Source organism: Shimazuella alba, assembly GCF_009831235.1.
In the GTDB taxonomy this organism is placed as follows: Bacteria; Bacillota; Bacilli; order Thermoactinomycetales; family Thermoactinomycetaceae; genus Shimazuella; species Shimazuella alba.
Genome location: NZ_WUUL01000007.1, coordinates 114,824 through 137,275, shown reverse-complemented (window position 1 = coordinate 137,275; position 22,452 = coordinate 114,824). Strand labels below are relative to the sequence as shown.

At 37.0% G+C, this 22,452-nt stretch carries 26 protein-coding genes and 1 pseudogene; 13 read left to right on the top strand and 14 right to left on the bottom strand.

Annotated features, from left to right (window positions below; genetic code table 11):
- Positions 1 to 64: 64 nt before the first annotated feature.
- Together GSM42_RS11985 and GSM42_RS11980 are read right to left on the bottom strand one after the other, a co-directional pair.
- Positions 65 to 370: a spore coat protein gene (locus GSM42_RS11985; RefSeq protein ID WP_160801776.1), complete on the bottom strand. Its 306-nt coding sequence runs from the start codon at positions 368 to 370 to the stop codon at positions 65 to 67.
- Complete coding sequence (locus tag GSM42_RS11980; protein ID WP_160801775.1) at positions 363 to 578, bottom strand: spore coat protein; 216 nt, start codon at positions 576 to 578, stop codon at positions 363 to 365. Before GSM42_RS11980 ends, GSM42_RS11985 begins: the two co-directional genes overlap by 8 nt.
- Positions 579 to 759: 181 nt before the next feature.
- Here GSM42_RS11980 and GSM42_RS11975 point away from each other — a divergent pair, with 181 nt between their 5' ends.
- From GSM42_RS11975 to GSM42_RS11965, 3 genes are read left to right on the top strand one after another with little or no spacing between them, the layout of a single operon-like run.
- Positions 760 to 990, top strand: coding sequence for a spore coat protein (locus GSM42_RS11975; protein ID WP_160801774.1), 231 nt, complete (start codon positions 760 to 762; stop codon positions 988 to 990).
- Positions 980 to 1,348, top strand: coding sequence for a spore coat protein (locus tag GSM42_RS11970; RefSeq protein WP_160801773.1), 369 nt, complete (start codon positions 980 to 982; stop codon positions 1,346 to 1,348). Before GSM42_RS11975 ends, GSM42_RS11970 begins: the two co-directional genes overlap by 11 nt.
- A gap of 17 nt (positions 1,349 to 1,365) precedes the next feature.
- The gene (locus GSM42_RS11965) at positions 1,366 to 2,502 is read left to right on the top strand and encodes a zinc-dependent alcohol dehydrogenase (RefSeq protein WP_160801772.1); all 1,137 of its coding nucleotides are present in this window, start codon (positions 1,366 to 1,368) and stop codon (positions 2,500 to 2,502) included.
- A 332-nt stretch (positions 2,503 to 2,834) separates the two neighbouring features.
- Here GSM42_RS11965 and GSM42_RS11960 read toward each other — a convergent pair whose 3' ends face one another.
- A complete protein-coding gene (locus tag GSM42_RS11960; protein WP_160801771.1) occupies positions 2,835 to 3,200 on the bottom strand; it encodes a hypothetical protein in 366 nt (121 codons plus the stop codon).
- A gap of 279 nt (positions 3,201 to 3,479) precedes the next feature.
- Here GSM42_RS11960 and GSM42_RS11955 point away from each other — a divergent pair, with 279 nt between their 5' ends.
- The gene (locus GSM42_RS11955; protein ID WP_160801770.1) at positions 3,480 to 3,671 is read left to right on the top strand and encodes a hypothetical protein; all 192 of its coding nucleotides are present in this window, start codon (positions 3,480 to 3,482) and stop codon (positions 3,669 to 3,671) included.
- A gap of 50 nt (positions 3,672 to 3,721) precedes the next feature.
- Here the strand turns inward: GSM42_RS11955 and GSM42_RS11950 are convergent, their stop codons facing one another.
- From GSM42_RS11950 to GSM42_RS11940, 3 genes are all read right to left on the bottom strand, one after another.
- Entirely contained in the window at positions 3,722 to 4,399 is a 678-nt protein-coding gene (locus GSM42_RS11950; RefSeq protein ID WP_160801769.1) for a hypothetical protein, read from the bottom strand.
- A gap of 88 nt (positions 4,400 to 4,487) precedes the next feature.
- On the bottom strand, positions 4,488 to 5,822 hold the full coding sequence (locus GSM42_RS11945) for a sensor histidine kinase (RefSeq protein WP_160801768.1): 1,335 nt from the start codon (positions 5,820 to 5,822) through the stop codon (positions 4,488 to 4,490).
- Entirely contained in the window at positions 5,819 to 6,493 is a 675-nt protein-coding gene (locus GSM42_RS11940; RefSeq protein WP_160801767.1) for a response regulator transcription factor, read from the bottom strand. Before GSM42_RS11940 ends, GSM42_RS11945 begins: the two co-directional genes overlap by 4 nt.
- An 870-nt stretch (positions 6,494 to 7,363) precedes the next feature.
- Here GSM42_RS11940 and GSM42_RS11935 point away from each other — a divergent pair.
- The 3 genes and pseudogenes from GSM42_RS11935 to GSM42_RS11925 all read left to right on the top strand — a co-directional run bounded on the left by GSM42_RS11935 (position 7,364) and on the right by GSM42_RS11925 (position 10,758).
- Entirely contained in the window at positions 7,364 to 7,942 is a 579-nt protein-coding gene (locus GSM42_RS11935) for a TetR/AcrR family transcriptional regulator (RefSeq protein ID WP_160801766.1), read from the top strand.
- A complete protein-coding gene (locus GSM42_RS11930) occupies positions 7,939 to 8,931 on the top strand; it encodes a glycerophosphodiester phosphodiesterase family protein (RefSeq protein ID WP_160801765.1) in 993 nt (330 codons plus the stop codon). Before GSM42_RS11935 ends, GSM42_RS11930 begins: the two co-directional genes overlap by 4 nt.
- Before the next feature lie 404 nt (positions 8,932 to 9,335).
- Positions 9,336 to 10,758: pseudogene (locus tag GSM42_RS11925) on the top strand (IS4 family transposase).
- Positions 10,759 to 10,939: 181 nt separating this feature from the next.
- Here GSM42_RS11925 and GSM42_RS11920 read toward each other — a convergent pair.
- Positions 10,940 to 11,374: a hypothetical protein gene (locus GSM42_RS11920; RefSeq protein WP_160801764.1), complete on the bottom strand. Its 435-nt coding sequence runs from the start codon at positions 11,372 to 11,374 to the stop codon at positions 10,940 to 10,942.
- Positions 11,375 to 11,703: 329 nt separating this feature from the next.
- Here GSM42_RS11920 and GSM42_RS11915 point away from each other — a divergent pair, with 329 nt between their 5' ends.
- Complete coding sequence (locus GSM42_RS11915) at positions 11,704 to 11,967, top strand: hypothetical protein (RefSeq protein WP_160801763.1); 264 nt, start codon at positions 11,704 to 11,706, stop codon at positions 11,965 to 11,967.
- Positions 11,968 to 12,095: 128 nt separating this feature from the next.
- Here GSM42_RS11915 and GSM42_RS11910 read toward each other — a convergent pair whose 3' ends face one another.
- Positions 12,096 to 12,413: a ribosomal protein L7/L12 gene (locus GSM42_RS11910; protein WP_160801762.1), complete on the bottom strand. Its 318-nt coding sequence runs from the start codon at positions 12,411 to 12,413 to the stop codon at positions 12,096 to 12,098.
- Positions 12,414 to 13,099: 686 nt separating this feature from the next.
- Here GSM42_RS11910 and GSM42_RS11905 point away from each other — a divergent pair.
- On the top strand, positions 13,100 to 13,846 hold the full coding sequence (locus GSM42_RS11905; protein ID WP_160801761.1) for a hypothetical protein: 747 nt from the start codon (positions 13,100 to 13,102) through the stop codon (positions 13,844 to 13,846).
- A 22-nt stretch (positions 13,847 to 13,868) separates the two neighbouring features.
- Here the strand turns inward: GSM42_RS11905 and GSM42_RS11900 are convergent, their stop codons facing one another.
- The 3 genes from GSM42_RS11900 to GSM42_RS11890 all read right to left on the bottom strand — a co-directional run bounded on the left by GSM42_RS11900 (position 13,869) and on the right by GSM42_RS11890 (position 17,298).
- On the bottom strand, positions 13,869 to 14,738 hold the full coding sequence (locus GSM42_RS11900) for a sensor histidine kinase (protein WP_160801760.1): 870 nt from the start codon (positions 14,736 to 14,738) through the stop codon (positions 13,869 to 13,871).
- A 230-nt stretch (positions 14,739 to 14,968) separates the two neighbouring features.
- Positions 14,969 to 15,679 (bottom strand): response regulator transcription factor, encoded by a 711-nt coding sequence (locus tag GSM42_RS11895; protein WP_160801759.1) that lies wholly within the window; start codon positions 15,677 to 15,679, stop codon positions 14,969 to 14,971.
- Between the two features lie 254 nt (positions 15,680 to 15,933).
- Positions 15,934 to 17,298 carry a hemolysin family protein gene (locus GSM42_RS11890; protein WP_237446580.1) on the bottom strand — a complete coding sequence of 455 codons (1,365 nt, stop codon included), beginning with the start codon at positions 17,296 to 17,298 and terminating at the stop codon, positions 15,934 to 15,936.
- Positions 17,299 to 17,656: 358 nt separating this feature from the next.
- Here GSM42_RS11890 and GSM42_RS11885 point away from each other — a divergent pair, with 358 nt between their 5' ends.
- The 4 genes from GSM42_RS11885 to GSM42_RS11870 all read left to right on the top strand — a co-directional run bounded on the left by GSM42_RS11885 (position 17,657) and on the right by GSM42_RS11870 (position 19,911).
- On the top strand, positions 17,657 to 18,049 hold the full coding sequence (locus tag GSM42_RS11885; protein WP_160801758.1) for a YlbF/YmcA family competence regulator: 393 nt from the start codon (positions 17,657 to 17,659) through the stop codon (positions 18,047 to 18,049).
- A gap of 187 nt (positions 18,050 to 18,236) precedes the next feature.
- Positions 18,237 to 18,674 carry a hypothetical protein gene (locus GSM42_RS11880; protein WP_160801757.1) on the top strand — a complete coding sequence of 146 codons (438 nt, stop codon included), beginning with the start codon at positions 18,237 to 18,239 and terminating at the stop codon, positions 18,672 to 18,674.
- Positions 18,675 to 18,820: 146 nt separating this feature from the next.
- On the top strand, positions 18,821 to 19,621 hold the full coding sequence (gene minD / locus GSM42_RS11875) for a septum site-determining protein MinD (protein WP_160801756.1): 801 nt from the start codon (positions 18,821 to 18,823) through the stop codon (positions 19,619 to 19,621).
- 23 nt (positions 19,622 to 19,644) lie between these two features.
- Positions 19,645 to 19,911, top strand: a complete 267-nt coding sequence (locus tag GSM42_RS11870; protein WP_160801755.1) for a hypothetical protein — start codon at positions 19,645 to 19,647, stop codon at positions 19,909 to 19,911.
- A 155-nt stretch (positions 19,912 to 20,066) separates the two neighbouring features.
- Here the strand turns inward: GSM42_RS11870 and GSM42_RS11865 are convergent, their stop codons facing one another.
- The 3 genes from GSM42_RS11865 to GSM42_RS11855 are packed head-to-tail and all read right to left on the bottom strand — an operon-like array spanning position 20,067 to position 22,401.
- Entirely contained in the window at positions 20,067 to 21,545 is a 1,479-nt protein-coding gene (locus GSM42_RS11865) for a serine hydrolase domain-containing protein (RefSeq protein WP_160801754.1), read from the bottom strand.
- 8 nt (positions 21,546 to 21,553) lie between these two features.
- Positions 21,554 to 22,063: a hypothetical protein gene (locus GSM42_RS11860; protein ID WP_160801753.1), complete on the bottom strand. Its 510-nt coding sequence runs from the start codon at positions 22,061 to 22,063 to the stop codon at positions 21,554 to 21,556.
- Positions 22,060 to 22,401: a PadR family transcriptional regulator gene (locus tag GSM42_RS11855; protein ID WP_160801752.1), complete on the bottom strand. Its 342-nt coding sequence runs from the start codon at positions 22,399 to 22,401 to the stop codon at positions 22,060 to 22,062. Before GSM42_RS11855 ends, GSM42_RS11860 begins: the two co-directional genes overlap by 4 nt.
- Between the last annotated feature and the right edge of the window lie 51 nt (positions 22,402 to 22,452).

Below are 22,452 nucleotides of genomic sequence, written 5' to 3'. Positions count from 1 at the left end.
TGAAAGAACAAACTTCTCAACTGAGTTAGTAGGGAGACAAGTGAAAAATAATCGTAACCGATTCCTAGTCTGCTAGATTCGAAGCATTCAATGCTACTTGCGCATTTTGGGAATCGAGTTGAAGCTGTTCATTCATATTTTGAGGATGATAATAGCCATTTTCAATCATATAGTTGCTTACCTTTTCATGTAAGTCCATTGCTGCTGAAAATTGTAGTTGTAAGGCAGCGCGTACTTCTGGTGTAGCAGTTTCGGTTAGGGCAAATGCATAGTTTCGTACCCCTGATTTTGCAGAAATTAATAAATCAGAAGCAATCACTTCATCTGTAATATCCCCCATTCCTAAAACACTTTTAAAGAATTCATTCATGTATAGTTTCCCCCTGTTGTTGAGAAATCAGGTTTTGAAGTGTCTGGATATCTTGTTCGGACTGAGAGACATCTTGTACCAAGATATCTTTTAACGCTGCATCACTGGCGAGATTACTCATCGCTGCTGATTTTGTTAAGCAAGTATTTTTAAAGGTTAGTAGTTCATGTAACTCCAGTGTTTCATGTATGCCTAATCTTTTTGGCATGAAAGTTCCTACTTGTGTTTTACCGTATCTACGAATTTATATTCTCAACTTAGAAGTAGTTTTTATACAGTAATGTTAATTGTTATATTTCATAAATTTACTTTCAAATATTCATTCTAATTTTCGTATAAATAATCTGGCACAGGAGAAAATATTTTCGTTTATTCGTGGAGGTGAAAAGATGGATACCAATCATTTGGCAAATCATGAAACATTGGATTTACATGAAATTATTAACTTGAAAACAACATGCATTATTAAATCTAAAATGATGTCTGGAGTTGTGTTTGATCAAGATTTAAAAGCATTGATGGAAAAAGATGTCACACAGTCTATGGCTACTTTGGAACAACTGCAACATTTTTATCAAATGCCGAACCCTGCAAATGAGGTGAATTACAATGATCAATGATTACTTAGAAGTAGAAAATGCAGAAGGAATGCCGGAATTAGCTGATTCTGCTTTAGCGATGGAATTTTTATTAACCATCAAAACAGGTGTAAGAAATACTGCTATTGCAATGACGGAAACTACCAACCCTGATCTCCGGCAATTGTATCGAGCTCAAATCGAACAAGGTCTTGCTCTGCATGAGGAAGTTTCTAATTTTATGATGAACAGAGGTTGGCTGTATCCATATAACTATAACGAACAATATAAACAAGATCTGAAATCCATTGAAGGAGCATTCATGATTGGCAAAATGGATTTATTCCCTGGAGATACCTCACGTTTAGGGATGATGGCACAAATAGATAGCGATCAATAATAGAAAGGTGAAGAGTGATGAAAGCAGTTACGTTTCAAGGGATTAAAGATGTAAAAGTGAAAGAAGTGCCAAATCCAAAAATCGAGAAAAAAGATGATATAATCGTGAAAATTACATCCTCTGCGATATGTGGTTCAGATCTACATTTGATTCACGGCATGGTTCCTAATTTTCCTGAAGACTATATTATCGGACATGAACCTATGGGAATTGTAGAAGAAGTGGGATCAGAAGTTACCAAAGTAAAAAAAGGCGATCGTGTTATTATCCCATTTAATATTGCTTGTGGAGAATGCTTTTATTGTAAAAATCAGTTAGAAAGCCAATGTGATAATTCCAATCATAATGGGGAAATGGGGGGTTATTTTGGTTATTCAGATTTGACAGGAGGATATCCAGGTGGACAAGCAGAATATCTGCGAGTTCCTTATGCCAATTTTACCCCATTTAAAATTCCAAAAAACTGTGAAGTTGACGATGAACAGTTAGTATTACTGTCAGATGCAGCTTCTACAGCATACTGGACAGTAGATAATTCCGGTCTAAAAGAAGGAGATACCGTCATCGTATTAGGATGTGGACCAGTAGGACTATTAGCGCAAAAATTTGCTTGGTTTAAAGAGGCAAAGAGAGTTATAGCTGTTGACTATATCGACTATAGACTGCAACATGCGAAAAAAACAAACAATGTAGAAATCGTTAATTTTGAGCAACACGAAAACACAGGAGAGTATTTAAGAGAGATCACAAAAGGCGGAGCAGAAGTTGTACTTGATTGTGTGGGACAGGATGGAAAGATGACTCCGCTGGAATATCTCGCTACTGGCTTAAAATTGCAAGGCGGGGCAATGAGCGCGATTGTTATTGCTAGTCAAGCTGTACGCAAAGGCGGCACGATTCAAATCACAGGAGCTTATGGAGCTAGGTATAACGGTTTCCCATTAGGTGATATCTTCCAACGAAATGTAAACATTCGATCTGGGCAGGCTCCGGTCATACACTATATGCCTTTTCTATATGATTTGGTTGCTCAAGGAAAGGTTGATATTGGGGACGTAATCACGCATATTTTACCTTTGGATCAGGCAGAAAAAGGATATGAATACTTTGATACGAAAACAGATGATTGCATCAAGGTCATACTTAAACCATAAATTTTACTCTCAAAATCAATAATATTTACATGTGGTATCAAACACAAAAAGCTCTTTTTTTATATGGAATAAAATAGAAGAGCTTTATTTTATATAGGAAAATAAGTATCTAATATGTATTAATGTAGAAGATCCAGGCTTTTCTTTGCCGATCGAACTGAGATTCGAAACCCACTTTCTTTGTGGGAATACAAAAAAATGGGGAGTCCTCCGTGCAGAAAAGCACTTTTATAAACATGAGAAGGCTCCAGTTACCTGACAGTGACATCTGAAGTTTTTTTAGCTAGGCAACTGGCGGTAAAATAGCCGGATACTTTTTTACCTTTTTTTATTCATTTCACTGCCTTCCACTTATTCGTTTTTCGTGTCTTGAGTTGAAGCAATACAAACAATATGGTTTGTATCACTACCAAAACAACTAAGAGAATAAAGTTTGGGCTAGATACAATGGATAAAAACAAGATGAAAAGAATTACACTTAATCCATTACCGATGTATGCAAAAATGAAATGTAGTGTTCTCTGATCTCCTATTACTAGCATGATGTGAAGAAAAGCTAAAAAAATGAATGCAAGGCCCGCAGATCCAAACCACAATGCATCAGTATGAAATGATTTAAATGTCAAAGGAGTTACCGCGATATGGGCAATTCCTATTAACGCGATAAGAGTAGCTATTAATATCATTATTTTTTTCATAGTAATATCTCCTAATTTCAAATGAAAATAATGGGCTATCTGCTTTGGTAGCATATTTTGTTGATAAAATAATTTTTATATGTTCAATCGAAGTGGTTGTAATGTCCTTGTCTATCAGTAAAAAAGCATCATTTGAATGATGAATGATATTTTTATCTTCCCACACAATGACTACAATGACCACGCCGACGATAATAGTAAGCGATAGTTGCTAATCCTAATGCAACTCCCCAAGGAATCCAGAGAAGCATCGGCCCAAATGCACCCCAGATGTTGCTCTTGCTCAGTAAGATATTATCACCAGCAGGTAATAGAAGAGATTCGACTGCAACTAATGAAAAAGTAAAGATAACTCCGGCACTTGTTACAGCAATGGCTACACAAGTTGCTGGGATAACCGCTAATAGAACTGGTACCCTCTTACCTCCAATGAATGGAAACCAAGTTGGAAAAACTTCGCCCCATTTTTGAACTAAACCAAGGGTGAGAAGTCCGCCAGCGATGCATAAAGATCCAAATATTCACTCCGTGATACGATGATTTGGATTTAGACTTGAAAAATCTTGTAAAAACTTCTGATCAATCCCAATATTAATGCCTAGTGCCCAAGCATAGCGAGTAATGGCATAGGGTATAGGAGCCAGAACGGCAGTATAGGTAATCCATTTGCCCCATCGAATGAGAAAAAATGATTTATCATCATTTTCTGCTCTCCCACAGTACTCACAAGCATTTCGCATTTTCCTTTGAAAAACGACAGCTGCAAAACCAAAAGTAAGCGCACCTATGATACATATGATCTGATTCAGCATCTGCCAATCAAAATAAAATTTGAACAGAAAGGCATAAGCTATCGCGGCAATCAAGTTTGTATTTGGAACGAATAAAATTAATAAAACAGCAGTTCCCCATAAATAGGTAAGAATGAACCATTTTGGAATAAAGGTTTTCTGCTTTCTCATATCTACACCCACTAATAAACCGAGAAGACAAATCATAACGAATGCGATACCTCCAGTCGTAGCAGGGAGATAGGTGACAAATGATGCAAATAGTAGAGTCCCTTCTTCATTTCTAAAAGGATAACCTGCACCTCCAAGCAACCAGTAGAGGTGAAACAAACCATACAGCACAGACCATGTCATCATGAAATAAACGATCTGATCCATTCTCGATTGTCCGTCCTGCTTTACATTCATTAATCGAACACCCTTCCTTTATAAAAATAAAAAATCACCTTAATCCCCACTTTACAAGGTAAAATGGAAATTTAAGGTGACTTGAAATTTAAATTTTGTTTAAATTCTTTTTTAAATAATGGATCGTCCCATTCGAGCAGCTTGATATCTCCCAATCGATGTTCATCTCTTTTGTCATAAGGGAGACGATGGACAGACCGATACCTGCTCCTTTCGTTTCTGAGATATGCTCCATACCTTGTCCTTTATCTTTGATAAACAGATATAGGGAACCATCTCGTTCAACAAAACCAATGCCCGCATAATGACCCGATTTGGCATATCGGATAACGTTTTGCAGCAGGTTCTCGAATATACATCGCAACCATAATGGATCAACATTCCAGTTTAATGTTTGGTCTGGCAAATTTACATGGACTTGAAAATCTTCTTTTTCGAGAATAGGGTACCATTCGGCTATCGTATGGCGTACTTCCTCGATAACATCGATAGTTTTTATTTTTAACGGATGTTTTCCAGAAGTAAGTAATGTATACGTAAGCAAGTTTTCGAGTAATTTTCCAAGATTATTTATTTTATTGTTAATGATCTCCATTGATTTTGTGGCTTTTGGCGATGAAGGGTTCCTCTGAACCGTGTGGGCATGCTGTCGAATGATGGTCAATGGTGTACGTAAATCGTGAGATACATTTGCGATCCATTGTTTTCTAAGGTTTTCCTCTTCCTTTTCGCGGTCTCTGCTGTTTTTCAATTGATTAATCATTCTGTTAAAGGCTTTTTCCAATTGTCCGATTTCATCGCCGTTATGGATGGAGACCTCATCCGGTATTCCATTTTCTCCAGTATGTGACATCGCAATTTGTAAGTGAACTAATCTTTTTCGAATTCCAAAGAAGAATAACAAGGAAATGACTACTAATGAAACTCCAGCGATAAAGGTGATGATGGTTAACAAGAAATTTTCGGTTCCAAATGCTAGTGTGGTAAAGGTATTTGGTATTTGGAATACCATAAAGCCTTCTCGATCGCTTTTGCCAATAGTAGCTGTCACCGTGTAGATCCCTTGCTGCTTTTTCCTATCTATATAGTGAATTAAGTTCGTGGGTGTCCAATGACTGGGCATATCTGTTACATACCCATTGATTCCATGAGTTTTTCCCAATTGATCGACCCAAAAAAGCTTTGCTTTTGGATAATGTGCTTGTATCTTCTCTAGCTTTTCATTGACTGTAGAGTCATTTACTGAGAGAAGTTGCTTAGCTGCTTGTTTCCACATTTTTTCTAATTCTTCTGCGTCATAAATCGAACCTTGTTTTACCAAAAGGTCAGGTGAATAGTAGATGGCGGGCAAAATGGGCCACATGAGTAAGGATGTAAGGATAAGGAATACATATTTGGTGACAAGTGACTTTCGATATTTCATGTAAGCAACCGATATCCGATGCCGCGAATGGTCTTGATAATTTGCGGCTGACTAGGATCAATCTCTACTTTTTCTCGCAAATGGCGAATGTGTACCATAAGGGTTCGGTCTCCTTTTATATAGGGATCTTCCCATACCGCTTCATAAATCTGCCTTTTGGTCAATATTTGATTCGCATGGTCCAAGAGAAACATAAAGATGTGAAACTGTTTACCTGTCAGTACAATCTCAGTATTTGTTACTGAATTCATAATCCGATTGACTTTTCGATCGATGCGCAAGTGCCCCAATTCTATGACATCTGTAGATACAGCACCGGTACGCCGGAGTAAAATTTGAATTCGCGCATGGAGTTCATCAGGATGGAATGGTTTTGTCAAGTAGTCATCTGCAAATGAAAGACCTTGTAGTTTATCTTCGATGGAAGTTCTAGCTGTCAGCATCATGATTGGCTTTTCTGGGTATTTTTGTTTGAGGCGCTGTCCGACTGTAAATCCATCTAACCCAGGAAGCATGATATCAAGGATAATAATATTAGCAGGCTCTATATACTCCATGATCTTTTGCCCAGATTTCAACCAAACTACATCATATCCTTGTTCGGTTAAAAACTCACTGACCCATGAGCCGATTTCTTGATCGTCCTCAATAAGTAATACCATTGAGTTCATCCCACGTACCCCCTTACTAATGAATGCTAAGTTTTCCCTTTTATTTATAAACCTGATCATAAAATACAAATCAAATATAACAAATCACTATAATCTTCTTGATGTGTACCAAGGAAGGTTCGCTGGGGAGTTACTAGACTGTCCCCAATACTTGCTCGTTAATCTGATAAATTCAGTCTACTTGTTAATTGTTCAACTTCCAAAGAGAGTGATATTTTTTATACCTGAGAAAACAAATGGAAGCTCTCTTCACCGGAAAATGCTAATTCGTGGTCTGTTTTTGTTTTAGCTTACTGGACATGAGGGAGGTAGCATTTGCTCATTTTGTATTTTTTCTGCTGTCCCTTAAACAGTGTTGTAGCCGTGGAAACTACCACGGGTTGGTATCCCGATTTCTCTGCAAATAATATCATGGTTTTGATCGGTTTCGGTAGAAGAATTGGGATTATCTTTTAGGAAGTAGTCATTTTTGGTAAGTATATTTGACTTCACGATGAGAGTATTGTGCAATTGACCACTCATCAGTATGTGATCGCAGAAAGAGTCGTGTTGCTCAAAAGTTTTTGCTCAGAGGAGAATCTGTTGAGATTGCCGTATCACTTGATTTCGTGATCAGAGTCATTTGCACCGGCATTTTAAACGTATCATGGGGTGACCTCGGGTGGATTTGTCCAACCATTTCGTAGCTATCTATTCATATAAAGATTTCATACCAGTAAATATATTTTCCTGGTATTTTGCTTGCTGGTTATTCCCAAAGCATACAATTTCAAATTATAAGTGGCTGTAGGCACTTGAAAAATTTTTTAACTAACGATAAAATGACTTTGGTCAATTATGACTGCAGTCATTTTTTGGTGGTGATGGACTTTGCTAAGAGAAACCAAGAAAAAGCAAACAAAAGAAGCAATTATGAAACATGCGATTAAGCTGTTCAAACAAAAAGGCTATGAAAACGTGACAGTGGAAGAGATAACGATAGCCTGCGGGATAGCCAAAGGAACATTTTTTAATTATTTTCCGAAAAAAGAACACATCTTGTTACATGTCACAGACACTTATATGGATCTGTTGAATGAAATTGTACATAAACACCAAGAAGGCACCTTACGAGATCGTATCAGCCATATTTTTCATGACTTGCTACAAATCTATCTGAAACATTTTGATCTATTACGCTTTACTTTAGAAGAGACAATGCGATCAGCGATTAGATCGGAAACAGGGTCAACCAATATAAAGAGATTTCAAGAAACACTAAGCACATTAATAGAAAAAGAGAAAAACAATGCTTCTTTCCCCAAACGATGGGAAAGCGATAAGGTGGCAGCCATACTCGTAGGTATATTTTTTCATACCATTATCAATTGGTCTTCGGATGTAGACAAAGAAAAAATGATGGAGATGATCCAACAACAGTTAGACATCGTATGGGAGGGAATAGAATGATGAGATTGAAAAAAATTGCAAAAAGCAAAACGTTTCTTGTGATTATAGTTCTACTTGCTTTTATTTACCTTAATAACACTTCCATGTTTAGCAAACCAATAAGTGAAACTCCTAAACTATTAGCACATCGTGGGCTTGGACAAACTTTTTCGATGGAAAATATTCAGAACGATACCTGTACAGCTGAACGAATTTATAAACCGGAACATCCTTATCTGGAAAATACGTTAGCATCGATGGAAGTTGCCTTTCAAAATGGGGCTGATGTCGTAGAATTTGATGTGCACGAGACCAAAGATAGACAGTTTGCTATCTTTCATGATTGGACATTAGACTGCCGTACCAATGTCCAAGGAGTGACAAAAGATTACACAATGGCTGAGTTAAAGAAAGTAGATATTGGCTATGGTTATACTGCTGATAATGGGAAAACGTACCCCTTTCGTGGAAAAGGGATTGGATTGATGCCATCACTAACGGAAGTGTTGGATCATTTTCCGAATAAACCTTTCTTAATAGATATAAAGAGCAGTGATCCCAAAGAAGGAGAGTTATTGGCGTATCATTTGGCTAAGTTATCGCTAGAACGTCAAAGTCAGTTGACGGTTTATGGTGGAGATGAACCAATCGCTGCTTTGAAAGAAAAATTACCGGATATGCGAGTGATGTCCAAAGCGACGATGAAGAGTTGTTTGATTCCCTATATTGCAGTAGGATGGACGGGATATATGCCACAAGCATGTCATAACACTCAATTACATATTCCTGAAAAGATAGGACCTTGGTTATGGGGTTGGCCAAATAAATTTTTAAATCGAATGGATCAAGCAAATACAAGAGTTATTGTGGTTGGAGGAGATGGCAGTGATTTTTCCAGTGGCTTTGATACACCTGATGATATAAAACGCCTTCCAGCTGATTATTCCGGTTGGATCTGGACAAATCGCATTGATAGAATTGCTCCTTTATACAAAAAAGATAAGGATTAGAAAGCTATAAATCGTATTTTAATATAATAAAGGCTGGCATAGAGGGGACTCTCATGAAATCTACTGATCGAGAACAGGGGAGGTCACGTTACGAGCGATGACAAAAAAGTATCAAATTTTATAGATGTTAATATTTAGAATAAATGATATAATATGAGTGTTGTAAAATGATAAAAAGGGGAGCTGCTAATGAATATTGTTTTACAGAGCCCAACTGAATGGAGCAACGAAAAAGATAGCTCTGCCATTTTCGTGGAGCTAGAAATTCCCATAAACATAGGGAATGAAAACAAAAAAGAGGGTTAACCCCATGCCCATCAAGCTAATAACAAAATAGTTACTCAAAACGAAAATAACACGCTATTCTTTCTTTAGGAATGAAAAGAAAGGATGGCGTGTTTTCTGTGAATGTATCCACCAAAGAAGAACTTCATTTGTTTTCACAGGTATTGCAGAAATATTTTTCACCTAAAGAAATCGAACAGTTGGCAAGGGCTACCGAATTTGTAAGACGAAAAAGCAAATGTCGGGGACAAGATCTGGTGACCTTATGTGTTTGGTTGAGTCACAACCTAGCAAGTACTTCTCTGATTCAATTATGCAGTGAGTTGGAAGCTGCAACAGGAATTAGTATGAGTGCAGAAGGATTGAATCAACGTTTGAATGAACAAGCAGTGACTTTTCTTCGACGACTATTTGCACAATTACTAAAAGCAGAACTAGGTTCGTATTGTGTCCTCCCAACCAAATATCAAGATGTTTTTACTCGAATTCGCATCCTCGATTCGACCTCCTTTCAGTTGCCAGATTCCTTGGCTGATCATTACCCAGGTTCAGGAGGAAGTAGTCATGCGGCTGGGGTAAAAATCCAATTGGAATACGACTTACATAGTGGACAGTTTTTGAATGTGGATATGGGGGCCGGAAAAGGAAATGACAGGCTCTTTAACCCTGTTTGTTTCCCCACTCTTCAACCAAGGGACTTGTGCATACGAGATTTGGGTTACTTTTCGCTGGATAACCTAAAGCAGATTGATCAACAGACAGCCTTCCATCTATCTCGTTTACCACTCAAAAACCGGATCTATCAAAAGAATCCGGCACCCGAATTCCATGGAAATGGAGCAATCAAGAAAAAAACAGAGTATCTCTTACTGGATCTGGAAGAAAAAAATGAATCAAATGAAACCAGGAGAAACTACAGAGATTCGAGATGCTTTTATTGGGTAAAAAAAACTACCTGCTCGTGCTAATTTGTACCGACTCACAGATGTACAAGTGAAAAAGAGAAGAAAAAATCAGGATTTTAAAGAGCAGAAAAAAGGAAAGGAGCTTTCAGATAAAAGAAAACAGTTAACTGGGATCAATGTCTATATCACCAATATTGCTTGGGAGATTGTCCCAAAAGAACATATTCACCATCTCTATTCCCTGCGTTGGCAGATTGAGATCGTATTCAAAACATGGAAATCCTTTTTTCAGATCGACCGATGCAAGAATGTGAAACGGGAAAGGTTGGAATGTCACCTGTATGGGCAGCTTATTGCCATCCTCATTTGTTTTTCCACTTTGTTTCAGATGAGAGAGATTTTGCTACGCAAAAGTCGTATGGAGGTAAGCGAGTATAAGGCTTTTTATATCATTCAAACCTATTTCCCTTTATTCCATCAGGCTATACAGAAAAACACCCAAGCATATGCAAAGATCCTTCTTCGCCTCTTTCACCAGCTAAAGAAAAATGGGCGAAAATCTCATCGATACAAGAAAAAGACGATCTTTGACATATTGGGTGTTGTTTATGAGTATAGCCTATCCACTGCGAAGTAGCATAGTTTTTAAGAACAAGCCTTATCTAGGCTTATTTGGTATGCTTTTCAAGCGACCAATTTTCATGTAGGGGGTGGCATCGATTCGGAAATTGCCTGCTCCACCCTGCATGTAATGTACAGAATGGAGCAGAGCCAGAACCTCTTTCGACAAGAAGAGGAACGAGAGGCACTCAGTTGAGTTACTCGTGAAGCGTGACCCTCTGGTTGGTTCCCGCGATGACGAGGTATCCCTGTTCATCGAACGAGAGCCAGACTCCGAGAGTGAAACACTTCCTGTAGCGATCTCCGGGAGAGTTCTCGTTGCTGAAAAACCTCACCACGAAACCATAGGAAGTTCCGGCCCGGAGTCGGCTACTGCCGTTCAGCGACTTGGGGTTCGCCATGAACCGGTTACCCTGCTCGTCAACCGTCACGATGTGATCGTCGGTCATGTACTCCTTCACACCGTAACCAGAGGGAGTACTGCGTCCGCGAAATTCCACACATGTGGTCGTTGTCACCAGCATGAGCAATCCGGTTGCGTCGACGGAGAAGCGATCCGGAGAGGTGGGCTCGCTGCTCATTGCCATCAGGTTTCCCTTTCTTGGGAAGAGATTTCGGCTTTTCTTATACATTACTATACCTTTTTTTTGATAATTTTAAAAGTGTTCTTATGTCACTTTTAACAGGAGTAGTGAGACGATAGCTGCTCTCGTCCGATGGTGTGTACCCTCTTATTCCTCGAATGCCATACTCCTTATTTGAGTATAACTTTATTCAATTTCTCTTAGCTTGATGGCTATGGGGTTAACCCTCTTTTTTTGTATGATCTGAAACCATTATATGGGGTTTCGTTAAGCTCCTTCGATTACTATGATAACTGATCTTTTAGATGATCGAATTGGTCGGTTAATACATTTATAGAAATTTTTTCATAGATATAAAATGGTCACGAAATGAAACTATGTTGAACAAAGGCGTAGACGTGTCTACTGCTAAGGTACGTGCAACGATCAATGATCAGGATACTACTGTCCTGTTCGAGGGAGTGGCGTTTGACAGCGATCAGATCCTTCTCAACCTCCAGAACGGAGAGGTAATGGATCTGGGAACTCCTGGGGCCAATAAGATCGTGGATCTGGTCGTTGAGGCTTCCATAGTAAATTTCAACTGTCCGAATTGGAAGGACGTTGTCATCACGAAGGAAAGCAAGGGAGGCAAACACTAGAAGAATATCTTCAGGTGAGCTTCCTCGTTGATTTAAATTCAGTCCATATAGTTTTGGTAGAGTTCATACAACCGCTACTTTGTTCAACCTGCCATCCGTCTGTTGTTTGGACTGATGGAAGCCGCTTTTTAACGGTGTACCATTCTTTCTAATTTCTCCACATATTCTTTTGCTTCTTTTAATCCAAATCCATATATATATCTTGCTCGTTTAATAGCTGCTATTTTTTTCCCTTGTTCAGCCAATTTTACGATCTCTCTATCTTTAGGAGAGATTTTGTCCAATTCTATTTCCATTTTCTCTGCAATCAGACGCAGCAAATGCTCCATATGGTTTAACCTTTGCTCTAAATGATGTACATTGTGTCTTCTTCCAATAGACAAAATGATAGCAACCATGATGATTACGCAAAAAACAAATGGAAGGATAATGATCCATGTATTCATTTCTAATCTCCTCCATATCAAATATTTCACAAATATTGTAATTACTATAACGATATAGAAAATATAGTGGTATGTCTAGATTTAATATGTTTATACAAATAACTAAAATAGATAATACTCTTAACCCATAGTCATAAAATTTCTAGCACATTTTATGACTTCGATTTTCTTCCCTTGCTGCACTAGGCCCAAAAACTATTATCTCGATAAATATTTAATGAAAAAACCAACTCAAGCATCGAAGATGGAATGTATTATTTTTCAATTGTTCAATAATAACAATGAATAAATAATCAAGGGATAGTAATGCCCCGAGGAAAGTGATGGAGGAAATAGATGGTGAAATTCGTTTTACTCATTGTTAGCATTTCGCAATAGAAATCATGACCACCCATGTTGTGAACAATTGGTGGCTAAAGTCGTAATAAAAAAGTCGTTTGATTCTTTCAAACGGCTTTTCATTGATGATTCATCTTTCATTCATTTGTTTCATGTTTAAGAAGGTCTTCATCCTCATTGAATGTTAAACCATTGTACTTTATAAATGTTCAACTCTTGTCTCACAAAAGTTTAGGTTCTATTCAGGTAAAATTATGGTTCTGTTCAGTAGCTGTTTTTCGTTTATTCATCTTGGAAGACCATTATAGGAATGGAGGTGTAAAAAAATATAAAAAAGGAGAATATGTATGAATGAACATATAAAAGAACAGAGTAATGACAAGTTTTGGTTTCCAGGTCGGTGGATGGGAGGATTTTCACTGATATTTGGACCACTTCTTATATTAATTGGTGAATTACTCAGAATCGAATACTACTTCTACTATCCTAGTCAACTTGTAGCTTTTAAAGAACAACCAACCCTTATGGCCATATCCTACGGTTTGTTTACCGCTGGTGTTATACTTTTGGTGCCAAGTATTCTCGCTCTTGTAAGATTGATTGGAATAAAAAAACCAAGTTGGGCTTTGTGGGGTGGTATACTAGGAATCTTTGGACTACTATGCCGTATGTACCACGCTGGTGTTGATAATCTTGCTTACTGGCTTGTTCACTTTCAAGGATTAGAGCTAGCCACTGAGGTTATACGTGCGTCTTATCCTTATAACTATCAGGGATTTTACGTTGTTGCTACCATTCTTTTTTCTGGTATGGTGGGATGGTTTGTCCTTGCGATCGGTGCTTATCTCTCTGGGACACTCAGTCTACCTTACTCTATTGCATTAGGTATAATGGGGATACATAGCTTAGGTGTTCTTAAAGGAACAAGTTGGGACACTTTAGTCGCTGTATTAGGTCTTTGTGTTGCTTTTGTCCCACTTGGCTTTAAAATAATACGAGATGGTTCAATGCCAAATTTAAAGACGATATTGAAATGGATTATACTATTATTTGTACTTGGTACGGTGTTCTTTTTTGTTGGTCAAAATGCATAACTTTTGTACGATAACAGGATTGTTAGTCATCTTGTTTCGGAAGATGGATCACAATAGTGGTCCCTTTTCCAAGTGAACTTTGAACATGAATGGTACCTTGATGAGCTGTGATAAATTGCTTTGCTATTGCCATGCCTAGACCTGTTCCGCCAATTGGTGCTGAAGTAGAAATTCCACGATAATAACGCTGGAATATGTTATTTTTTTCTTCATCGTTCATCCCGTTACCATTATCTGATATCGTTATGCTCAACATCGTATTCATTTGGACAGTGACGGTAATGTTCGTATTAGGTGGGTTGTGAAGAATTGCGTTCATGAGTAAGTTAACTAGAGATCTTTTAATCAATTTCTCATCAAGTCTGTAAAAGATTGTTTCTTCGTCCGATACGAATCGAAATTGTTTAGATCGAGCAGCAGGTTGTTTACTTACATCTTTCACGATTTTTTTTACGAGTGAAACAACATCCAGTTGCTTTATCCTGCGTTGTATGGTATTGCTCTCAAAACGAAAAGCATCATTTAAGTCGTCTATTAAGTGATTCATATGATTCGCTTTTTCTTGTATGATGGTTATAAACTTTTTCTTCTCTTCAAACGTCCATTGATGTTCATCAGACAATAGCATTGTTGAGTATCCTTGGATATAAGACAGGGGGGTCTTTAAGTCATGTGTAACCCCAGAAGTCCAGTCTCTGCGCGTCTTCTCCAGTTTTTTTCGTTCGAGCTCGTTCTCTTTCAATCTATTGGTTAGTTTTTCTATTTTTGTGCTTAATTCATCAAATAGACCTGGAATTTGGATGTTTCTTGCTTTCGAGGTTTCAGGAACATTGTAATTTCCTTGGGATAATTGATCAATCCAATTCAGGTAATAAAAGACAGGAGAACTCATCTTACGTCCGTATAGAAAGGAAATCCCCAAGAAAAAAGCAGGAAAAGTAAGAAAAAATATTGATAAAATCGTAGTGTCCGAAAAGCTTGACCATGAAATTTTTATCCCATAGAGATTAAAATCGAACCCGGACATCAGTATAATAATGAAAGAAGATATACCATATGAGAACAACATGACCACAACGACAACTATAATATAGTGTAATGTCAATCTCTTCTCTAAATTCATTATGCCGTCCCCTTTGAAACAATGAGCTTATACCCCATTCCTCTAATAGTAATGATTCGTTTTGGATCATTAGGGTTTTTTTCAATTTTTTGACGCAGTCTCCTAATATGGACCATGACGGTGTTTTCGTCGCCCATGCTTGCCAAACCCCATATTCGTTCATAGAGATAGGAAATACTAAAAATTTGATTAGGGTTTTCACAAAGAAAGCACAAGAGATCAAATTCTTTGGCTGGACAGCTCATTTCTTTCCCATTTACAACCAGCTTTCCCTCACGTTTATATAATTGAAATGACCCGAAATTGTATACCTCTTTGTCGGTTTTTTTCTGGACAGATAAGCTCTGACGACGTAATTGTGCTTTAATTCTAGCGACAACTTCCAAAGGGTTAAATGGTTTCGTAATATAATCATCTCCGCCAATAGTCAAACCCATGATTTTATCCATATCCATTGTTCGGGCTGTTAAAAATAGGATTGGTATGTTTGTTATTTCTCGAAGACGACGACATAATTCAAAACCATCCATGTCAGGCAACATGATATCTAAAATGATAAGATCAAAGGTCATTTTTTGTACATAATCGAGTGCCTCTGAGGCTGTTCCCGCATAAGATATTTGTTTAAACCCATCTTTTCTTAAGATAAAGGTCAACATATCGAGTAATCCTACTTCATCATCTACTAGTAGCAATTTACTTTCCATCATATATTTTCTCCTCAACTAAAGACTTCAGTATTTACGTTTTATTATAAATCACTTGCGAGGGGCCGGAGTTACATGATTTTTAGATCTCTATATAATCTATAAAACTTAAAATACGTGAGTAAGAGTCTCTTATTTCCATGTCATTATGGATATTTCCTTGTTTTAAATTACAAATATTCAAACTATATTTAATAGCATAGAAAAGTAATTCTTGTTTCGATGTGAAAAAAGCCGTTTGGGAATATCAAACGGCTTTAATGAGGGTTCACTTCTAATTTATTTGTTTCGTTTGTAAGGGGGTCTTCTTCGGGGACTATTTTCCTCACGACCGCTAATCGTGTAACACTGTTGTGATCCATCTCTTGAACGGTGAAGGTTAAACCATCGTACTCTACGACTTTCCCGACTTTGGGCACTTCTTGGAGACGAGAGAATACCCAACCGCCAATGGTGTCATTATCATCGTCTTCGATATCTGTGTGGAAGTAGTCATTTACTTCTTCGATCAATAATCTGGCATCGATAGATGTTTCGACTCCTTTTTGCTGGAAGAAAGGACGCTCATCATCAAACTCATCTTGGATTTCTCCAACGATTTCTTCGATGATATCTTCTAAAGTCACAAGACCAGATGTACCACCATATTCATCTACTACAATCGCCATTTCGGTTTTATTTTTTTGTAAAGTAGCGAGAATATCTTTGATCTCCATTGTTTCTGGGACTAAGATTGCTGGTCTTACCATTTGAGATAACTGAAAATCTTCTGCTTGGATAATTCGTTCGTATACATCTCGAATATGAATAATCCCAATAATATCATCTTTATCTTTACCGCATAAAGGAAAGCGGGTAAACTGACTCTCTTTTATTACTTCTATATTAGACGCTAGATCATCTTCCACATAAATACAAACCATGTTTACTCGTGGCACCATGACTTCTCGCCCTACACGATCGGCAAATTCAAAGATGTTATCAAACAAAGAAAGCTCTGTTTTGTCAATCATACCGCTTTTATGACTCTGTTCTACCAGCATTCGAATCTCTTCTTCGGTATGTGCCTGCTGGTGATCCGGCTCTAACGGAACTCCAAAAAATTTTAAGATTAAGTTCGCGGAATGATTCAATATCCAGATTACTGGCTGAAAGACTACAAAAAATATTTGCATCGGTCTTGCCACAAGTAAGGTTGTTCCCTCTGCTTTACGAATCGCAAGAGATTTAGGTGCCATTTCTCCTAATACAATATGCAGAAAAGTAATGGCAATAAAGGCGATGATGCTAGAGATAATATGCAAAACACTATTTGAAAGGTTGAAATTCTGTAAAACTGGCTTTAAAAGCTCAGCTATTACGCTTTCTCCCACCCAACCTAAACCAAGTGACGCCAAAGTAATTCCTAACTGAGTAGCGGATAGGTAAGCGTCTAGGTTGAGTAGTACTCTTTGCGCTATCTTCGCACGGAAGTTTCCTTCTTCGGTTAGTTGAGCAATGCGAGTTGATCGAACTCTCACCATTGCAAATTCGGATGCTACAAAAAAACCGTTTAGTAAAACAAGGAAAATTACTAGTGCTATTTGTAAAATGAGACTAACCAGGTCATGGTCACTATCCAATGATGGACAACCTCCTAAAAGTAAGTATCAAAATAAATTATAACACAGGATAATGTTTATCTCTTCGTCTTTTAATAATTTTCCTTCGTATTTGATTTACACCTCTTGTTTTACCAGTTAGCTCACATTAATAAGAAATATTATCCAAAAGAGCTGAAAATACCTAATGATCCTCATTTCCTTTTATTATGTACTGGAAAATCTAACTTACTATTGTTTTCATGGGATATTTTTTCCCTTCTTATCATAAATAGTAGGGGAAGCAGTTTTTATAGCTTCCCCCTTCCTTGCACATGGCCCTCCTGAGCGAAACAGGGGGGCACTTTGTGTTACAATAAAAAAGATGGAGGGACGTAAGATGAGTACGCTTGATATGAATGAATTGATCGAAGCAGCCCAATTATTGGGTAATCAGATAAATGATTCAGAAGAAGTAAAACGTTACTTGCAATTAAAAAAAGAACTTTATGCAAATGCAGAAGCACAGATGATCATAAAGTCATTTGAAAAAGTAAAGGAAGACTTTGAGGAAACCAAACGATTTGGTATTTTTCATCCAAATTATCACGAAGCGAAGGAACAAATGGATGAATATCAAGTAAAATTAAGAGAACATCCATTGATAGGAAAGTACATGCAAGCTGAGGAACAAGTCGAGCAGTTGTTATTCCAAGTATCCCACATTTTAGCGAGATCTGTTTCCAAAGAGGTAAAAGTTCCAAACGATTTGGGAAGACAAAAAAGGAAATAGAATTGAAGTAATATATGTTTAATAGTTGGATAGATGCTGGTACGACTTATATGGAAATGTTTTACCAGCTGACATCTTGCTATTTGAAACAGAGCTTTACTAAAAAATAGTTAAAAAGCTTGACACGAAGAACGAATGCACCTTTTATATAAAATATAGGCTAAGTGCTAAAAAGCGGGGGATGTAAGTGAATTTATTTGAGGATTTACGCAATAAAATAGGGAAGAGTGTAGCTGAAACGGGTCAAGCCTCTAAACGAATGATTGAATTGAGCAAATTGAATTACAAGCGGAAAGAAAAGAAAAGAGAAGCTGATCGTATTGCAGAGGAAATCGGTTGGATTGCTTTCTTGCAATGGGAAAAAGAACAGGATATTCGTGTCAACAAAGATTTGAAAAGTGGATTAGAGAGATTACAATATATTCAAAATGAGATAAAATTATTAGATGTCGACATCGAAAAAGTTAAGAGTGATAAACTTCTATATTCGGATAACTTTTATCCTACAAGTAATTCACCATCATCAGAGCCTTCTGCTTTATTGATTTATTTATGCCCATATTGTGCCCATCAAGTAGGAGAAGAAGATAGGCAGTGTGGAAATTGCCAGAAAAGATATTACTAATTTTACCATTTTTTGAAGGAAATGACCAATATTTGTCGAATTTAGGAAAAATGAAATTACACCTTCTGGACGAGTATTGTGTCGGTTTTAATCCAATTTGATATAAAACGAAAAAATAACTGACTTCTCCAGAAAGGAGTATGTTGATGAGCCAGCGATCAGTAGCCATTACCATCACAAGTGGGAAAGGGGGAGTGGGTAAATCTACTACAGTTGCTTCTGTAGGTCTTGGTTTAGCCCAATTGGGACATCGTGTATGTCTTGTTGATACAGATATTGGTTTGCGCAAACTTGATCTAATGTTAGGGTTAGAAAATCGGATTGTCTATGATATTGTGGATGTGATCGAAGGTGTCAGTAAGCTGAGACAATCACTAGTTCGCCACAAAGAATATCCTGATTTAGCTTTACTTCCAGCAGCCCAAACAAGGTACAAAGAAGAGGTTTCACCAGTACAAGTAAAGCAAGTAGTAAATGAGTTACGAAAAGAATTCGACTTTATTCTTATTGATTCTCCGGCTGGTATAGAAGGTGGATTTCGCAACGCGATTGCAGCGGCTGATCGAGCGATTCTCGTGGTTAATCCAGAGATTCCCTCCGTTAGAGATTCTGATCGTGTTATAGGACTTTTGGAATCAGCAAACTTAGATCATATTGATCTTGTAGTCAACCGTGTTCAACCAGAGATGGTGAAAGACGGAGATATGCTTAGTGTAGATCGTGTAAAAAACCATTTGGCAATTAATTTATTAGGTATTGTTCCAGAAGATAGGAGAATAATTCGGTCATCTAACACAGGTGAACCTGTCATCTTAGACGGAAAATCGTATGCAGGTAAAGCGTTTTCCAATATTGCTCGTAGGCTCTCTGGAGAGGATGTGCCTTTTCTCGAATTAGAAGAAGGTACACTTATTTCACGGATTAAACGATTGTTTCACATCGCGTGAAATGAAAACGAGGTGAAACAGCATTGACTTTGTTCAATATGTTCAACAAGGAGAGAGAAGAACCAACAGCAGTGACAGCCGATGACCGCTTATCTCTTGTCCTTAGCTATCAAAGATCGGATATTGATGAAAAGAAATTAAAGCTATTTCAATCGAGATTAATCGAGCTTTGTGATGATTTTGGGTATGATGTCGTTGGACAAGTTACGGTTGTTCCTCAGTCAAAAGAACGGACCACGATTATCAATGCGAGTATCCCAGTAAGACCAAAGGGCGCTCCCAAAGAATGAAAAAGATCACAATCCCTGTGAATAGAGATAAAAGAAAGTCTATCCAACTTAAATTGGATAGACTTTTTACTTTCAGAATAAACCAGTGTCGAGATTTGCGTTTTAGAATCACTCATTCGAACTTTGTTTTCCTATTGTAATAGTTCATAGAAATTTTAATTTAAGGATGCTGCTTTGTTTTTTACAGTGTATTGTTTAAACGATATATAGAGGGATAACAAGCTGTTAGATCCTGAAAGAATAACTACCCATGTGACTAGTAACGCAAGGTCAGACGCAAATAATTTTATCGAACGCCAAGGCAATTCTAAATAAAAGATCAGCAATGGAATAAGAGCTATGGAGAATACGGAAAAAATGAAACTAGAGATCCACCAAATTCTCCTTATATGAATCCTTTTTCCTTTCTTAATCTTTACTATCAGATATATAAAAATCCCCAAAAACACACCTGATATCCCTATTGAGATGAGAAGCACAAAAGAAATATCATCAGATGTGTCAACTGGTTTCTCCTCATTTAAAATATTTATAATACTGTTTTTTAAATGGGTAAGTTCCATTGCTTCTAGTTCATTGTTTTTATTTGTTAAAATAACCGCACTCCAACCACTTTTAGGTAAGAAAAAAATTTCCGATCGTGAATCAGGGGTTGAACCGGCATGCCATATCATTTTCTCATAAGAATTTGGTTTTGTTATTCTCCATCCAAAGCTATAGTATTCATCCTTATCCTTTTGAACAAGAGGAGAAAATAACAAATCTATATTTTCACTCTTTAAAATTTTTCCAGAGTGTTGTTTGGTGACAAACTTTAAATATTGAACCATATCATTTGCACTTGCTGCGATATACCCATATGGAGCTCCTCCATTGTCATATAACACTGTACTTTTTTTGGGAATTCCAAACAAGGACTGGTAGCCGGAAGAATATCCTTTTTTATTTGCTGTATCATTGTCAGCAATGGCATCATTCATACCTAACGGTAAAAATACATTCTGTTCCATGTAGTCAGCAAATGTTTGTTTTGTAACTTGTTCAATGAGTGCACCTAGAATTAAGTAATTGGCATCACTGTATTGATATTTTGCCCCAGGAGATGCAGTAAGTTCAATATTTGAAAGGCTTTTCGTGGTATTCTTTATCGCATGGATATCCTTTGAACCTTGATCTGCTACCGCAAAACCTGAATAACCGCTAATTCCGCTTGTATGGGAGAGTAAATTTTTTATGGTTATTTGTGAGGCTGTTTGTTGATTTTTAAGCGTAAACCATGGGATATACTTTTGTACTGGATCTTTTAGATGAATCTTTTTTTCTTCCACTAATTTCATGATGGCTAAACCTGTTAATGATTTACTAATAGAACCTATCAAAAAGGGAGTTCTAGAAGTTACCCTTTTCTTTGATCCTGTTACACCCCATTCTTTCGAATAAAAAACTTTATTATTATGAAGAATGGCAATAGAGGCTCCTGGAATTCGATGTTCTGCTAGAAATGCTTTCACATAGTTGTCTATTGTCTGATAATTATTTTGTTTTGCAAAAGCTTGGGTGATTGGAAGATTCGCCAACAAAGAAGTACATAATAAAATAATTATGATTTTACCTGTTGTTACTCGTAATTTCATCGTTCTGATCACCTGTTTGTTTTATTTCGTACAAAGCAGCTTACACACACAGATACAATTAAAGAAGTAACAATGCTAGTAATTACTAGCAAAGAATTCCACCATGAATTATCCGAAATTCGATAAAAGATATTATATTGAAACGAATTATTTGTATGTAGTGGATTGAATGATTCTGTCAAAAACATAGATAAGATTAACTGGGAGAGAAGGTAGGTAATGATTAGAGTAGTAAATCCGATTACAACTAAAATTCCTGTACTCTTCTTAGATTTACGGATCTGCTTTATTTGAGAATGAAGGTCCACTCCATTCATCTCTAAAAAGTCTTTGACAAATGTCGTTTTATCCCCTAATTCGGTTAAACTATCTTGACCATGTTCACGAGATTCTTGAATATGTTCTAAAAGCTGCTGTTTAATCTCCTTTGTAACCTTTGAACTAATTTGATAATGCTTTAATTCTTCCAAAACCTCATTTAAAAATTGTTTTTCAGCAAAACTCAATTCTACATTCATTCCAAATGCTCTCCTTTCAAACTACTCTGCAACAGAGATTTTATATCCTTTTGTAAATCCAACCACTCATTGATTTTTTTCTTAAGATACAGCTCCCCATTTTCATTGATTTCATAATAAACCCTGATTTTCCCATTTTCAGTCATTTCGCGATGAGTATTCACCCATTCATGATCTTTTAATTTGGTCAAGATGGGATAAATGCTTCCTACTCCCTTCAGTTTTAAGTTATGTGTTTCTAACTCTTTCATAATTTCATAACCATAGCTTTTCTTCTTAGTCAAAATAGACAACACACACATTTCTAAATGTCCTTTAATTAAACTCGTTCTATCCATAAAATAAATATAACAGAAGTATATACTTCTTTCAAGTATATACTTCTGTAA

Excerpts from the sequence above, each read along its gene's own strand:
- GSM42_RS11985 (WP_160801776.1), bottom strand. The coding sequence starts at position 370 with ATGAATGAATTCTTTAAAAGTGTTTTAGGAATGGGGGATATTACAGAT.
- GSM42_RS11980 (WP_160801775.1), bottom strand. The coding sequence starts at position 578 with ATGCCAAAAAGATTAGGCATACATGAAACACTGGAGTTACATGAACTA.
- GSM42_RS11975 (WP_160801774.1), top strand. The coding sequence starts at position 760 with ATGGATACCAATCATTTGGCAAATCATGAAACATTGGATTTACATGAA.
- GSM42_RS11970 (WP_160801773.1), top strand. The coding sequence starts at position 980 with ATGATCAATGATTACTTAGAAGTAGAAAATGCAGAAGGAATGCCGGAA.
- GSM42_RS11965 (WP_160801772.1), top strand. The coding sequence starts at position 1,366 with ATGAAAGCAGTTACGTTTCAAGGGATTAAAGATGTAAAAGTGAAAGAA.
- GSM42_RS11960 (WP_160801771.1), bottom strand. The coding sequence starts at position 3,200 with ATGAAAAAAATAATGATATTAATAGCTACTCTTATCGCGTTAATAGGA.
- GSM42_RS11950 (WP_160801769.1), bottom strand. The coding sequence starts at position 4,399 with ATGAATGTAAAGCAGGACGGACAATCGAGAATGGATCAGATCGTTTAT.
- GSM42_RS11945 (WP_160801768.1), bottom strand. The coding sequence starts at position 5,822 with ATGAAATATCGAAAGTCACTTGTCACCAAATATGTATTCCTTATCCTT.
- GSM42_RS11940 (WP_160801767.1), bottom strand. The coding sequence starts at position 6,493 with ATGAACTCAATGGTATTACTTATTGAGGACGATCAAGAAATCGGCTCA.
- GSM42_RS11930 (WP_160801765.1), top strand. The coding sequence starts at position 7,939 with ATGATGAGATTGAAAAAAATTGCAAAAAGCAAAACGTTTCTTGTGATT.
- GSM42_RS11920 (WP_160801764.1), bottom strand. The coding sequence starts at position 11,374 with ATGTATAAGAAAAGCCGAAATCTCTTCCCAAGAAAGGGAAACCTGATG.
- GSM42_RS11915 (WP_160801763.1), top strand. The coding sequence starts at position 11,704 with ATGTTGAACAAAGGCGTAGACGTGTCTACTGCTAAGGTACGTGCAACG.
- GSM42_RS11910 (WP_160801762.1), bottom strand. The coding sequence starts at position 12,413 with ATGAATACATGGATCATTATCCTTCCATTTGTTTTTTGCGTAATCATC.
- GSM42_RS11905 (WP_160801761.1), top strand. The coding sequence starts at position 13,100 with ATGAATGAACATATAAAAGAACAGAGTAATGACAAGTTTTGGTTTCCA.
- GSM42_RS11900 (WP_160801760.1), bottom strand. The coding sequence starts at position 14,738 with ATGAGTTCTCCTGTCTTTTATTACCTGAATTGGATTGATCAATTATCC.
- GSM42_RS11895 (WP_160801759.1), bottom strand. The coding sequence starts at position 15,679 with ATGATGGAAAGTAAATTGCTACTAGTAGATGATGAAGTAGGATTACTC.
- GSM42_RS11885 (WP_160801758.1), top strand. The coding sequence starts at position 17,657 with ATGAGTACGCTTGATATGAATGAATTGATCGAAGCAGCCCAATTATTG.
- minD (WP_160801756.1), top strand. The coding sequence starts at position 18,821 with ATGAGCCAGCGATCAGTAGCCATTACCATCACAAGTGGGAAAGGGGGA.
- GSM42_RS11865 (WP_160801754.1), bottom strand. The coding sequence starts at position 21,545 with ATGAAATTACGAGTAACAACAGGTAAAATCATAATTATTTTATTATGT.
- GSM42_RS11860 (WP_160801753.1), bottom strand. The coding sequence starts at position 22,063 with ATGAATGTAGAATTGAGTTTTGCTGAAAAACAATTTTTAAATGAGGTT.
- GSM42_RS11855 (WP_160801752.1), bottom strand. The coding sequence starts at position 22,401 with ATGGATAGAACGAGTTTAATTAAAGGACATTTAGAAATGTGTGTGTTG.